Source organism: Polyangium jinanense, assembly GCF_028435365.1.
Map to the genome: position 1 here is coordinate 536,390 of NZ_JAGTJJ010000002.1, position 12,327 is coordinate 548,716.

Here is a 12,327-nt window from a genome sequence, read left to right on the forward strand (position 1 = left end):
GGGCTGGGAGACCTCGCCCCGATAGCGCCTCTCCGGGGGCGCACGCCTCTTCGGAGGCACTCGCCGGGCATTGCCCGGTTTTCGGACGCACCTTGAAAGGCGGTCATCATGAGCGCCATCGCCCTTACATGGCCAGCCGCTCCGGGCGGCGGGCCGAGCGCTTTTCTTTGCGACGAATTCCTGGCCCCGCGCGAGAAGTGGCAGCGCGGGCCGATCGAGCCCGCGTGCGTGGACATCGCCGCGCGCCTCGATCGGGCCCTCGAAGACGAAACGATCCGCCTCCCGGATCTCGCCCTCTGCTTCGAGGAGACCGCCCGGCTCGCTTCGCTCCTGGGCCGTCCGATCGACGCGCGGCGCCTCTACCTCGCGTCGATCGGAGAGCTCACACGGTCGTTCCATCGAAATGGCGATCTCACGGCGCTCGCCCTCGCGCTCCGCGCCGTGCTCGGCCTCGGTCGAATCGAATGCGCGCTCGGCCACGACGACGAGGCGCTTTTCCTGTTCGAAAAGCTCGCGGCGTTGCCGCTCGGCGGCTCGCTCGAAGCGGGCCCGCTCGTGGTGACGCCCGCGCGATGGGTCGAAATATCGGCGTTTGCGCCGCTGCTCGGGCCAAAGCTCGCGGCCGAGGCGATCACCGGGGCGATCGAGACGTTGATCGCGGGGGCACGTTACGACGTGGCCCTCGCCGTCGCCCGTGTCCGCGATAGGAACGATTCGCCCGCGCTCGACGCCTTTCGCCGCGAGGCCACGGCGACCGCGCTCTGTCGCATGGGCCTCTTCGGCGAGGCGCTCGTTTTCCTCGCGTCGGCCATCGCGCGCGAGCCTCTGCCCACGCGCCCGATCTTCGAGCAGAAGCGGGCCGAGACGCTCGCCGCCTCGGGGCAGCTCGACGCGGCGCGGGCGCGCTCCTCGTTCGTCGTGGAGGCCCTCGAAGACCGCTTCCGGGCCTTCCCCGCGTCCCTCGACGATCTCGCGCTCGCGGCGCGCGCCTTGCGCCTTCTCGCGATGCTCGGCCAGGTCCCCGCCGCGTTTTCCGTGCGCGCGTTCGAGCTCGCGGGCTTGCTCGGCGACGTGCCGCTCGAAGCCGAGCTCGCGCTCCGGGTCGTCGCGAGCGACGCGCCCCGCGCCACGCGCGAGCGCGCGGCGAACGTGGCCGTCTCTCTCGTGGGGCATCACGCGCCTTCGTTTGCCGCGCTCCGCGATCGATTGTGCTCGATCGCGGCGTGAGCGGGCTCGCCGCGTGGCCGGACGCCCTTGACAGATGGCGTGTTCGCGGGATGTTCTGCTCCGACGCTCGGGCATGACCCAGCGCGTCGAGAGCAGCATGTCCCAGGGAAAGCTCACGCACCTCAAGATGCTCGAGGCCGAGAGCATCCACATTCTTCGCGAGGTCGTCGCGTGCTTCGAGCGACCCGTGATGCTCTACTCGATCGGCAAGGACAGCACGGTCCTCCTGCACCTCGCGCGGAAGGCGTTCCACCCCGCGAAGCTGCCGTTCCCGCTGCTCCACGTGGACACGACGTGGAAGTTCCGGGACATGTATGCCTATCGCGATGGCTACGTGAAGGGCGAGCTCGGGGTGGATCTGCTCGTCTACACGAACGAGGAGGGCCTGCGCGCCGGCGTCGGTCCGATCACGCACGGGAGCAAGGTGCACACCGACGTGATGAAGACGCAGGCGCTGAAGCAAGCGCTCGACAAGTACGGCTTCGACGCGGCGTTCGGCGGCGCGCGGCGTGACGAGGAGAAATCGCGCGCGAAGGAGCGCGTCTTTTCGTTCCGCGACAAGAACCACCGCTGGGACCCGAAGAACCAGCGCCCGGAGCTCTGGAACGTCTACAATACCGAGGTTCACAAGGGCGAGAGCATTCGTGTGTTTCCGCTCTCGAACTGGACCGAGCTCGACGTCTGGCAATACATCCACCAGGAAAAATTGCCGATCGTGCCGCTGTATTTCGCGGCGCCGCGCCCGGTCGTGGAGCGCGACGGCGTGCTCCTCATGGTCGATGACGAGCGGCTGCCGCTCCGGCCGGGCGAGGCGCCGGTGATCAAGAACGTCCGGTTCCGGACGCTCGGCTGTTATCCGCTCTCGGGCGCGATCGAAAGCAATGCCACGACGCTGCCCGAGATCATCCAGGAGATGCTCCTCGCGCGGCAGAGCGAGCGCCAGGGTCGGCTCATCGATTTCGATCAGTCGGGGAGCATGGAAGAGAAGAAGCGCGAAGGGTACTTCTGAGATGAGCCACGAAGAAGACCTCGCAAAGACCGACATCGAGGCCTACCTCGCGCGGAACGAGCGCAAGGAGCTCTTGCGCTTCCTCACGTGCGGGAACGTCGACGACGGCAAGAGCACGCTGATCGGCAGGCTCCTGCACGACACGAAGGGCATTTACGAGGACCAGCTCGCCGCGGTCGCCAAGGACAGCAAGGTCTTCGGCACGCAGGGCGGCGCGATCGACCTCGCCCTGCTCGTCGACGGCCTGAAGAGCGAGCGCGAGCAGGGGATCACGATCGACGTCGCGTATCGGTATTTTTCGACGGCGCGGCGCAAGTACATCATCGCGGATACGCCCGGGCACGAGCAATACACGCGCAACATGGCCACAGGCGCGAGCACGGCCGAGCTCGCGGTGATCCTGATCGACGCGCGCAAGGGCGTGACGACGCAGACGAAGCGGCACGCGTTCATCACGAGCCTGCTCGGGATTCGCAAGGTCGTGGTGGCCGTGAACAAGATGGATCTCGTGGGGTATTCGCGGGAGGTCTTCGAGGAGATCCGGCGCGTATACCTCGATTTCGCGGGCCATTTGCCGGACCGGCATCACTGGTTCATCCCGATGAGCGCGCTCGTGGGCGACAACGTGGTCGAGAAGAGCGCGGCCATGCCCTGGTTCGAGGGCGAGCCATTGCTCGAATTGCTGGACACGGTGCCTCTCGACGAGGCGTCGAACACGGTGGACCTGCGGTTTCCGGTGCAATACGTGAACCGGCCGAGCCAGGAGTTCCGCGGGTTTGCTGGGACGATCGCCTCGGGCTCGGTGCGGGTCGGGGACGAGGTGGTGTCGCTGCCGTCCGGGCGCACGAGCAAGGTCGCGCGGATCGTGACGTGGGAGGGGGATCTCGCCGAGGCCTCGGCGCCGATGTCGGTGACGTTGACGCTCGAAGACGAGATCGACGCGAGCCGCGGCGATGTATTGTGTCACTCGGACAACCGGCCCGAGATTTCGACGCGCGTGCTCGCGATGCTCGTGTGGATGGACGAGCGGCCGATGGTGCCGGGGCGCGAATATTGGATCAAGCACGGGCCCTTGCGCACGCCGGGCAGCGTGACGCGGATCGTGCACCGCGTGGACGTGAACACGCTGGAGAAGAGCGACGCGCCGGCGCTCGCGCTGAACGAGATTGGCCGCGTGGAGCTGCGCACGAGCCGGCCGCTTCTCTTCGACGCGTACACGAAGAATCGGGCGACGGGCGCGTTCATCGTGATCGACCGCGTGACGAATGGAACGGTCGGCGCCGGCATGATCGTCGAGAGCGGGGAGGGGCGCTGGGACGATCCGGCGCAAGGGAGGCTCACGCAGGCGGAGAGCGCGGTCACGGGCGAGGAGCGGGAAAAACGTTATGGGCAGCGGCCCACGACGATCCTGATCACGGGGCTCGCCGGGTCCGGAAAAACCAGCGTGGCGCGGGAGGTCGAGCGCAGGCTGTTCGATCTCGGTCGCGCGGTCGCGGCGATCGACGGGCAGTCGATGCGGCACGGGATGAATCGGGACCTCGGCTTCTCCGCGTCGGACCGCTCGGAGAACCTGCGCCGCTCGATGGAGGTCGCAAAGCTCCTGAACGACGCGGGCCTCATCTGCGTGGCCTCGCTGGTCGCGCCCGAGGACGCCGTCCGCAAGCGTGCGCGCGAGCTCGTGGGCCCGGAGCGGTTTTTCCTGGTACACCTCGCCGCGCCGCTCGAATGGTGCCGGGAGGTCGATCGGAGCGGGATTTACCGCGACGCCGCGGCCGGCAAGGTGAAACACGTGCCGGGCCTCGATTTCCGGTACGAGCCGCCTGAAGATGCGGACCTCGTCCTGCCGAGCCACGAATGGAGCGTGGCCGAATGCGCCGAGAAAATCGTGCGGGAGCTCGAACGGCGCGGGCGGATCGTGTAGGCAGTAGCGGGTGGCTGGTCGCGGCCCCCGCGCTGTCCTATACACACGGCCCATGTCGACCGCCGTCCTCGTCTCCTGCCACGGGACCGTCTCCCGCACCGCCGACATTCCCGCGTTTCTGAACAACATCCGCCGGGGCCGCCCGTCGCCGCCCGAGCTCGTCGCGGAGGTCACGCACCGGTTCGAGGTGATCGGCGGCTCGCCGCTCATGGCCATCACCGAGGCGCAGGCGCGCGCGCTCGAAGCCCGGCTCGGCATTCCGGTGGTCGTCTCGGGCCGGCTCTGGCATCCGTATCCGAGCGAGGTCCTGCCCGGGCTTGTCGCGAAGGGCGTGCGGACGGTCGTCTCGCTGCCGCTCGCGCCGCAATCGGTCGACGCGTATCACGGGCCCGTTCGCGAGGCCGCCGCGAGCCATCCGGAGCTCTCGATCCGCGCCGTGCCGGCCTGGGGCATGGAACCTTCGCTGATCGACGCGTTCGTCGAGACGATCGACGAGGCGCTCGCCGCCGCGGCCGCGGAGGAGCAAACGGCGGTGCCGATCGTCCTCTCGGCGCACAGCCTGCCGCGCCGGGTGATCGCCATGGGGGACAAATACGAGGTGCAGTTTCGCGAAATGGCCGGCGCCGTGGCGGCGCGGTTCGAAGCGCGTGGTTTTTCCACGCGTATCGCCTTCCAGAGCCAGGGCGCGAGCGCCGAGCCGTGGCTCGGGCCGGATCTCGCCGAGACGTTCGCCGAGCTCGCGCAGAAGGGCGCCGGGTCCGTGCTCGTCGCCCCGATCGGGTTTCTCGCCGAGCACGTCGAGACGCTCTACGACCTCGACATCGAGGCGCCGAAGATCGCCGCGAAGGCGGGGCTCGGGCGGTTCTACCGGGCGAAGGCGGTGTGCGATCGGCCCCGGTTCATCGACGCGCTCGAGGCCGTCGTCCGGCGGGAGCTCGACCGGTAGGGTTTGGCGGCGACAGCCACCCGGAAAACGTACATGACGAACGGTCGGGATCTTTGCATGCCTCCATGCTGCGGGGACTTGTCCCGCGTGGGGCTCCGCTGATAGTTCTCGATCTGTCACGACCGGAGGCCCGCACAGATGGAACGCGAACGATCGATTCTCTTCCCGCGCGGCGCCCTCGCCGTTCTGGCAGGCGCAACCCTCGTCGGCACGACGTTGCTCGGACCCGACGCCCTCGCCGGAGGTTCGGCGCCACCCGACATCCGGGTGATCGAGGTGAAGGGCAGCGACACGCCGAAGGTCGTGGCGAAGGGCGTGATCGATCAGCCGCCCGAGAAGGTGTGGCAGGTGGTCTCCGAGTGCGCGAGTTACAAGAAGCGCATGCCGCGCATCGAGGCCTCGCGGCTCGTCAAGCAGGAAGGGAACAAGCACACCTGCGAGGTGACGATCGCGATGCCCTTCCCGCTGTCGAACCTGACGGCCGTGACCGAGGCCGTGCACGAGGTGAGCGACCAGGGCATGTCGCGGCGCTGGAAGCTTCTGCGCGGCGACTACAAGTTCAACCAGGGGAGCTGGGAGGTGAAGCCGCACGACGGCGGCAAGAAGAGCCTCGTCGTGTACACGGTGCACGCCGAGCCGAACACCGCCCTGCCCGGCTGGATCCGCGAAGCCGCCCAGAAGAAGGCGATCCCGGAGCTCTTCGAACGCGTCGGCGAGGAAGCGGCGAAGATGAAGTGATGGGCGGGGGTACGGTGGGCAAACCGGGGGGTTTGGGGGGCAGAGCGCAGCGTTAGCTGCGCGAGCCCCCCATCGTGGAAGGCGCAAGCAGCGCGCAGCGACCGAGCAACCCTCGCTTCGGGTCGCGCAGCGCGTCACGCTCCGGCACGTCCTCCGCGGGCGCGAGCGCGAGGAAGCGGCGTTCTTCGAGGCGCAAGAGCCCTGCGTCGAGCGCGCTGCGTGACACCTCGGGCATGTGCGCGCGCAGTGCCGAGAGCGAGATGCCGCCCGCGGCGCGGTCCTCCGACTCCAGCGTGCCGAGCGCGTCGAGGATCCTCGCTTCCGCGTACGCCTCGGGGCCGAGCTGGCGCAGCGAGACCACGCGCTCGATGTGCGCTGCGAGCACCTCGAGGTCCGCGTCCTCCATCGTCCATACGAGCTCCGCGACCGCGCGCGCCGTGCTCCGCGCGTGCGAGGCCGCCGGGTTTGGCGCCGGGCGCTTCAGGGCGAGGCGCGCGACGAACTGCTGCACGCGTCCCCAGATCGATGGCGAGGAAATGGGCGGCTCCTCGGAGGCCGGGATGGGGGTTTCGTCCCAGGACGCCACGGGTTCGTCCGTGCAGACCGCGCTTTCCCAGCCGAGGTCGGCGTAACGGGGCGGGGCGAGGGATTCGCCGAGGTGCGTGAAGCGGGCCGAGGGTAACGTCTTCCGATCATCCCGTATTGACAACCCGGCGAGCTCGGCGAGGGCCGTATCTTCGTCCTCGGAGTCGTCGAATGCCGGGGGAAAAACGGGCTCGGCGGGTTCGTCGTCCCAGGCTTCCGCATCACCTTCGTATCGACCTTCCTCGTGCCCGAGCAGCGCCATCTCCCGTTCGTCCGGGCTCATGGCGCGTGTTGCGGGCCCGTCGCTCGACGCGACTTCGTCGGCGAAGAGCCCTTCCATCGCGCGCTTCGTTGGTGCGTCGTGGCGGGTGTCGGGCGGCTCGTCGTGGAGGAAGGGGTCGAAGGTCATGGCGTTTTACGGCGCGTTGGACGGGGCAAACCCCAAGAAGGTTTCACTGTCCCAAAGGCCGAGGCAACGAGACTCTTTCCGGCGTATGCACTTTTTGGTTTGGCCAGGTGCACAGGACCGAGTGATCGTGACCAGGGCGGTAGGACGGTTACGCCCTCCTGGGGCCTGCCCCTGGTCGGCCGCGGTACCCTTGCACGCGCGGATGTTTTGCCCAGACGCCGAGCGAAACTCGGACACCGCGGCCGACCAGGGGCACGAGGACCGGGGTCCTCGGAAGCCCCGGAGAGGCCTGCCCGGCGAGCGCCGATCAGACCTCCCCTGTTCCCCTACATGTGTTGGGAAGGCCATTCGTCCGAACGAAAGCGACGAGGCCGTTCTTTTTTGGGGAAGGTGGCGCGGGGTTTCGTGCTCCAAACCACGTCGTGGCGCGGTGTGGAGCCGCCGCGTGGGAAGGATTACTCGGAGCAGATGTACTGGATGGGGCAGGACTCGGCGATGGCACAGGTATCGCCGCACTCTTCGAAGCAGCTCAAGCACTGCTGGTAGGCGGCGTCGTTCACGCAGGCGGCCTTGGCGGTGCGTTCGAGGTCGCACTTGGTCTGGGCCTCCTCCGGCGAGTAGCCCCCGCAGGCGGCGAGGACGAGGCCAAGGAAGGAGGTGAGCACGAAGGTCTGGAGGGCGCGTCGCATGATGAACTGAACTCCTCGGTGGTGGGGTCTCGCCCCCTCCTACCACGACTGCGGAGGCCGAGCGCAGGCGTTGCGTTCGGGAGGTGGGCGTCTCCGCGTCTACTTTGCTCGCCCACGCGTAGCGCAAGTCGGTATCTTTCCCCATCGGGGGGACAGGTTCACGGCACGTCTGGAAGGGTACGTCGAGGCATGGTCAAGCCGGAGGTTCGGGAGGATTGGTTGCCGCTCCGGGCGGGAAGTCCACATCGTTATCGCTTCGAGGAGCCGGACCTCTTCTTTTTGGGCGACGTGGGTGACGTCTCCGGCGCCGACATGGCGTGCATGTTCGACCTGGTGGAGGAGCTCGCGGCGCGCACGGGGCGGCGGCTCTTCTGGATCTCGGACATCTCGCGGCTCGGGCGGGTGAGCGAGGAGGCTGCGAAGCTCTCCATCCAGCGGGACGTCAAGCAGCTCTTGCGTGCGACGATCCTGTACGGGGGGAGCTTTCGTCAGCGTCTCCTGGCCAACATGGTGGCCAAGGCGCTGCTGGTCCTGAAGCCGAACCGGTCGAAGCGCCCCCTCTTTTTTTGCGCCACGGAGGCCGAAGCGCGGGCGATGGTCGAGGAGATGCGGCAAGAGGAGGGGAGCTCGTCGTAGACTGGAAGGCGCATGAAGTACTTCGTCCTGCTGAACAGCTCCGGGTCGAGCCATGAGACGGCGTTCGTCCCGCTCGAACCGCAGTTCAAAGAGGGGCTGACGTGCCCGGCGTGCGGGCGCGCGCTCACCGAAAAGGAATGGATCCCGCCGCTCCGGGCCGAGCTTTTCGCGCGCGGGGAGGGCCTCGGGGACGTGGCGTTCGGGCCGGGTCTCGATTTGCTGGTGTCCGAGCGATTCCTCGAAGCGTGGCGCGCTGAGAAGCTTTCGGGGCTGCATGGGCTGAAGGAGGTCGAGATCCGGAAGGTGCATCCGGAATCGGCCGCGCATTCCCGGTATCACCTCGCGCTCGCGGGATATGGGATGACGCAGATCGACCCGAAGCGGAGCCGCGTGGTGCGCGAGGGCGAGTCGGATTGCCTGCAATGCATGGGCGGCGCCGAGGTCACGCTCGTCGAGGGATTCACGATCGACGAGCCGACGTGGAGCGGCGAGGACGTGTTCGTCCCCTGGGGCTTCGGCGGCTGCCTCGTGGCAACCGAGCGGGTGCTCGCGATGCGCGACAAATATGGTTTGTCGAACGTGACGCTCGTGCCGACGGAGGCGTTCGTCTGGACGCGCGCATGAAGGCGGGTCAGGCGACGTGGCGGCCGAGGGCGAGCTTTTCGAGCCGCTCGATGGCCGCGAGCACGGAAGGGGTTTCCGTGAGAAGCGGCGCCATGGGATCGAAGATGCGCGCGACGCGGCGGGGGACCGTGCGGATGTCGAAGGCGCGAGGATCGAGCGAATCGTCGACCTCGTCCCAGGTGAGCGGCGTGGAGACGCGCGCGCCCGGCACGGCGCGCACGGAATACGGGGCGACGATGGTGCGCGACGCGCCGGTTTGTCCGGTATCGACGTACACGCGCGGGCCGCGGCGCTGCTTCGAGCGCTCCATGGTGGCGATGTCGGGGTGTTTCCGGACGAGCATGTGGCCGAGCAGGTCGGCGAGGGCGCGCGCCGTCTCGTAGGAGATCGCGGGGCCGAGCGGGACGAAGACGTGCAGGCCCGACTGGCCGGACGTCTTGGGAAAACCCGTCAGGCCGATCTGATCGAGCCATTCCTTGAGCGAGCGCGCGAGCGTGATGACGTGGGCGAACGTCCCGCCGCTGACGTCGAGGTCGATGTTGAAGAAATCGGCCTCTTCGAGGTGCGGGACGCGCGAGGCGATCACGTGAATGGGGATCGCGCCGAGGTTCGCGACGTAAAGGAGCGTGGCCTCGTCGCGGATGTGAAAGACCTCCATCTCGTCCTCGCGCCCCGGCAAGCGGACGCGGAGCGTGGGCACCCAGTCGGGCAGGCCCGCGGGGACGTTCCATTGATAAAAAAACTTGCCGTGGATGCCGTCGGGATACCGGACGAGCATGACGGGTCGGTCGCGGAGGTGCGGCAGGAGGACGGGCGCGACGGCGGCGTAGTATTCGGCGATGTCCCGCTTCGTGATGCCGTCCTCGGGGAAGAGGACCTTGTCGGGGTTGTTGAGCGGGACCTTGGTTTGTCCCCCCGCGGCGCCGCCGGTATGGGCGGACTCGGCCGCGAGGCGCTCGATCTCGGTCTCCTCCTTGTCCGCGTGCGGCGAGGCCACGCACTCCTCGGGCGCGACGTCGTCCCGGATCCCGCGAAAAACCGGGAAGCGCAGGTTGCCGTCGTCGGTATACCCGGAAAAACGTACGGACACGACAACCTCGGGGCGCACGTGGACGCGGCCACGGGGCGCCGCGTTGTAAGGGCCACGCGCGGTGGGTTTGTCCGTGCCGAGGGGCGTGAGGCGCGCGAGCAGGGCTTCGATCGAAGCCGCGTCGAGGCCGCTGCCGACCTTGCCGCGATAGCGCAGCTCGCCGGCCTCGTAGGCCGCGACGTCGAGCGCGCCGAGCCGGGCGCGGCCGCCCTCGCCAAGGGTATACCCGACGACCACGAAATCCTCGTCGCGCTCGCACTTGAGCTTGATCCAGTCGTACGAACGCGCGGGGCCGGGGCGATAGGGGGCATCGCGGCGCTTGGCGACGAGGCCCTCCATGCGGCGCTCGCGGCAGAAATCGAAGAGCATGGTGGGGTCGCCCTCGATCATGTCGAGGGTACGAATCTCGCCGGGCGCGCGGACGAGGCTTTGCAAGAGCTCCTTGCGCGCGTAGAGCGGGAGGCGGCGCAGGTCGCGGTCGCCGATAGCGAGCAGGTCGAAGACCACGTAGAGGACGGGGATCCGGGTCTCGGCGCGGCGGATGTCGGCGCTCCTCGCGAGGTGGATGCGCTGGGCGAGGCGCTGGAAGCTCGGCTGCCCGGCCTGGTCGAGGGCGATGAGCTCGCCGTCGAGGACGAGGCGGGCGGCGGCAAGCTTGTGGACGGCGCGCGCGACCTCGGGATAGACGCGCGAGACGTCGCGCAGGTTTCTGGACTGGAGGAGGACGTCCGAGCCGTTTTTCCGGGCAATGCAGCGGACGCCGTCCATCTTGAGCTCGAAGATGTAGTTCGAGCCGAGCGAGCCCTTCGGCGCCGGGCAAGCGCGCATGGGGATCATGTTTGGCTCGATGGAACCCGTGGGCGCGCCGAGGGCCGCGGCGCGGGCTTCGAGCTCGGAGGCGATGTCCGTCGCGTGGCCGAGCTCGCCGATGTCGAGACCGGAGAGGACGGAGCGTGGTTTTTCCTGGACGATGTCGTGTCCGGGCGCCGCGAAGGCGTCGTGTTTCTTGAAGAGGAGCCAGTCCTTGTCAGAGTCCTTCAGCCGGACCAGGAGGAAGCGGCCGTGGAGCTTGTGGCCCGAAAGCTCGAACTCGAGTTTGCCCTTGCGTAACTGGTCTTCGGCGGGTTCGTCCAGGTACCGAACGCGGCCGGTGTCCCAGGCGATCATCGGTCCGGCACCGTAATTGCCCTCGGGGATGACGTCCTCGAAATGGAGATATTCGAGGGGGTGCGGCTCGGTGCGGACGGCGAGGCGGCGCTCGCCCGGATTCAGCGTGGGCCCCTTGGGCACGGAGAAGCTCTCGAGCGCGCCGCCCACCTCGAGGCGCAGGTCGTAATGGCGGCGGCGAGCGTCGTGCAGGTGCACGACATACGCGCCTTCCTGGGTCGCGCCGGGCGAGCTTTCAGGGCCGCCGAAGGGCTCGGGAGTTTGCCCGGGATCACGCTTTTTCCGATATGCGTCGAGCTTCGCCGTTCCGTCCACAGGGTCCTCCGGGATCGTCCACGACCTTTGCAAGGATCGATGCGCATGGCTGCGCGATCCACGGGCACGGGGACCATCTCGTTTGGCCTGGTTTCCATTCCGGTCAAGATGTACACGGCCACGTCTTCCCACGGCGTCGGCTTTCACATGCTTCACAAGAAATGCGGGACCCGCGTCAAGCAGCAATTGCTCTGCCCGTACGACCGTGAAGTGGTCGAGCGATCGGACACGATGCGAGGGTTCGAGTACGCGCGGGAGCAATACGTCGAGGTGACGGACCAGGACCTCGACGCGGTGCGCGCCGAGCGGACGGACCGGATCGACATCGTCGAGTTCGTCCCGGCCGAGACCGTCGACCTGCTTTACGTCGACAAGACGAATTACCTGGGCCCGGACAAGGGCGGCGCGCGGGCGTACAAGCTGCTCGCGGACGCGATGGAGCGAACGGGGAAGATCGCGGTCGGCCGTTATGGTGTGCGCGGCAAGGATCAGCTCGTCCTTTTGCGGCCGTACAAGGGCGGGCTCATCATGCACCAGGTCTATTACGCGGACGAGGTGCGGCCGTTCGAGGAGATCGCGCCGCCGGCCAAGGTGGACTTCCGGCCGCAAGAAGAGGACCTCGCGGACCGGCTCATCGGCGAGCTGTCGACGGACGCGTTCCACCCGGAGAACTACCACGACGAATATCAAGAGCGGCTGACGGGGCTCATCGAGAAGAAGGTGGCGGGGCAGGAGATCTCGCTGCCGCCGGCCGAGCCGCAGGCGCAGATCATCGATCTGTTCGAGGCGCTGAAGCAGAGCCTGGCCGGAAAGCAGAAAGCGCCGGCCGCGGCAGAGGCGCCCGCGTCGAAGGAAGAAGAAGAAGCGCCCGCAGCCGAGGAGGCGCGCCCGCGTCCGTCGGTGAAGAAGGCCGCACCGAGGCGCGGGCCGCGCGAGCGCGTGAGGAAAGCAGGATGACGTAGAGCCCAGCA

Annotated in this window: 11 protein-coding genes; 8 read left to right on the forward strand and 3 right to left on the reverse strand. The window is 68.0% G+C overall.

Features of this window, described 5'->3' with window-relative positions; translation table 11 throughout:
- The first annotated feature begins 108 nt into the window (after positions 1–108).
- The 5 genes from KEG57_RS07205 to KEG57_RS07225 all read left to right on the forward strand — a co-directional run bounded on the left by KEG57_RS07205 (position 109) and on the right by KEG57_RS07225 (position 5,841).
- Complete coding sequence (locus tag KEG57_RS07205; RefSeq protein WP_272458324.1) at positions 109–1,227, forward strand: hypothetical protein; 1,119 nt, start codon at positions 109–111, stop codon at positions 1,225–1,227.
- Between the two features lie 73 nt (positions 1,228–1,300).
- Entirely contained in the window at positions 1,301–2,236 is a 936-nt protein-coding gene (gene cysD / locus KEG57_RS07210; RefSeq protein WP_276605096.1) for a sulfate adenylyltransferase subunit CysD, read from the forward strand.
- Position 2,237: 1 nt separating this feature from the next.
- Complete coding sequence (gene cysN, locus KEG57_RS07215) at positions 2,238–4,157, forward strand: sulfate adenylyltransferase subunit CysN (protein WP_272458325.1); 1,920 nt, start codon at positions 2,238–2,240, stop codon at positions 4,155–4,157.
- A 52-nt stretch (positions 4,158–4,209) separates the two neighbouring features.
- On the forward strand, positions 4,210–5,103 hold the full coding sequence (hemH, locus tag KEG57_RS07220) for a ferrochelatase (protein ID WP_272458326.1): 894 nt from the start codon (positions 4,210–4,212) through the stop codon (positions 5,101–5,103).
- Positions 5,104–5,241: 138 nt separating this feature from the next.
- Positions 5,242–5,841 (forward strand): SRPBCC family protein, encoded by a 600-nt coding sequence (locus KEG57_RS07225; RefSeq protein WP_272417309.1) that lies wholly within the window; start codon positions 5,242–5,244, stop codon positions 5,839–5,841.
- A gap of 52 nt (positions 5,842–5,893) precedes the next feature.
- On the opposite strand, the gene KEG57_RS07230 is transcribed toward KEG57_RS07225, so the two are convergent.
- Complete coding sequence (locus tag KEG57_RS07230; protein WP_272458327.1) at positions 5,894–6,835, reverse strand: hypothetical protein; 942 nt, start codon at positions 6,833–6,835, stop codon at positions 5,894–5,896.
- Positions 6,836–7,290: 455 nt separating this feature from the next.
- The gene (locus tag KEG57_RS07235) at positions 7,291–7,524 is read right to left on the reverse strand and encodes a hypothetical protein (RefSeq protein ID WP_272417311.1); all 234 of its coding nucleotides are present in this window, start codon (positions 7,522–7,524) and stop codon (positions 7,291–7,293) included.
- Positions 7,525–7,713: 189 nt separating this feature from the next.
- Between KEG57_RS07235 and KEG57_RS07240 the strand changes: the two genes are divergently transcribed.
- Both KEG57_RS07240 and KEG57_RS07245 read left to right on the forward strand, forming a co-directional pair.
- On the forward strand, positions 7,714–8,160 hold the full coding sequence (locus KEG57_RS07240) for a hypothetical protein (RefSeq protein ID WP_272417312.1): 447 nt from the start codon (positions 7,714–7,716) through the stop codon (positions 8,158–8,160).
- A gap of 12 nt (positions 8,161–8,172) precedes the next feature.
- Positions 8,173–8,784 (forward strand): hypothetical protein, encoded by a 612-nt coding sequence (locus KEG57_RS07245; RefSeq protein ID WP_272417313.1) that lies wholly within the window; start codon positions 8,173–8,175, stop codon positions 8,782–8,784.
- Positions 8,785–8,791: 7 nt separating this feature from the next.
- Here the strand turns inward: KEG57_RS07245 and ligD are convergent, their stop codons facing one another.
- Entirely contained in the window at positions 8,792–11,356 is a 2,565-nt protein-coding gene (ligD, locus tag KEG57_RS07250; RefSeq protein WP_272417314.1) for a DNA ligase D, read from the reverse strand.
- 45 nt (positions 11,357–11,401) lie between these two features.
- On the opposite strand from ligD, the gene ku reads away from it, so the two are divergent.
- On the forward strand, positions 11,402–12,313 hold the full coding sequence (gene ku, locus KEG57_RS07255) for a non-homologous end joining protein Ku (protein ID WP_272417315.1): 912 nt from the start codon (positions 11,402–11,404) through the stop codon (positions 12,311–12,313).
- Positions 12,314–12,327 lie beyond the last annotated feature (14 nt).

Coding starts and splice junctions, on each gene's coding strand:
- hemH (WP_272458326.1), top strand. CDS start 4,210: ATGTCGACCGCCGTCCTCGTCTCCTGCCACGGGACCGTCTCCCGCACC.
- KEG57_RS07235 (WP_272417311.1), bottom strand. CDS start 7,524: ATGCGACGCGCCCTCCAGACCTTCGTGCTCACCTCCTTCCTTGGCCTC.
- KEG57_RS07225 (WP_272417309.1), top strand. CDS start 5,242: ATGGAACGCGAACGATCGATTCTCTTCCCGCGCGGCGCCCTCGCCGTT.
- KEG57_RS07230 (WP_272458327.1), bottom strand. CDS start 6,835: ATGACCTTCGACCCCTTCCTCCACGACGAGCCGCCCGACACCCGCCAC.
- KEG57_RS07205 (WP_272458324.1), top strand. CDS start 109: ATGAGCGCCATCGCCCTTACATGGCCAGCCGCTCCGGGCGGCGGGCCG.
- KEG57_RS07240 (WP_272417312.1), top strand. CDS start 7,714: ATGGTCAAGCCGGAGGTTCGGGAGGATTGGTTGCCGCTCCGGGCGGGA.
- ku (WP_272417315.1), top strand. CDS start 11,402: ATGGCTGCGCGATCCACGGGCACGGGGACCATCTCGTTTGGCCTGGTT.
- cysD (WP_276605096.1), top strand. CDS start 1,301: ATGACCCAGCGCGTCGAGAGCAGCATGTCCCAGGGAAAGCTCACGCAC.
- cysN (WP_272458325.1), top strand. CDS start 2,238: ATGAGCCACGAAGAAGACCTCGCAAAGACCGACATCGAGGCCTACCTC.
- KEG57_RS07245 (WP_272417313.1), top strand. CDS start 8,173: ATGAAGTACTTCGTCCTGCTGAACAGCTCCGGGTCGAGCCATGAGACG.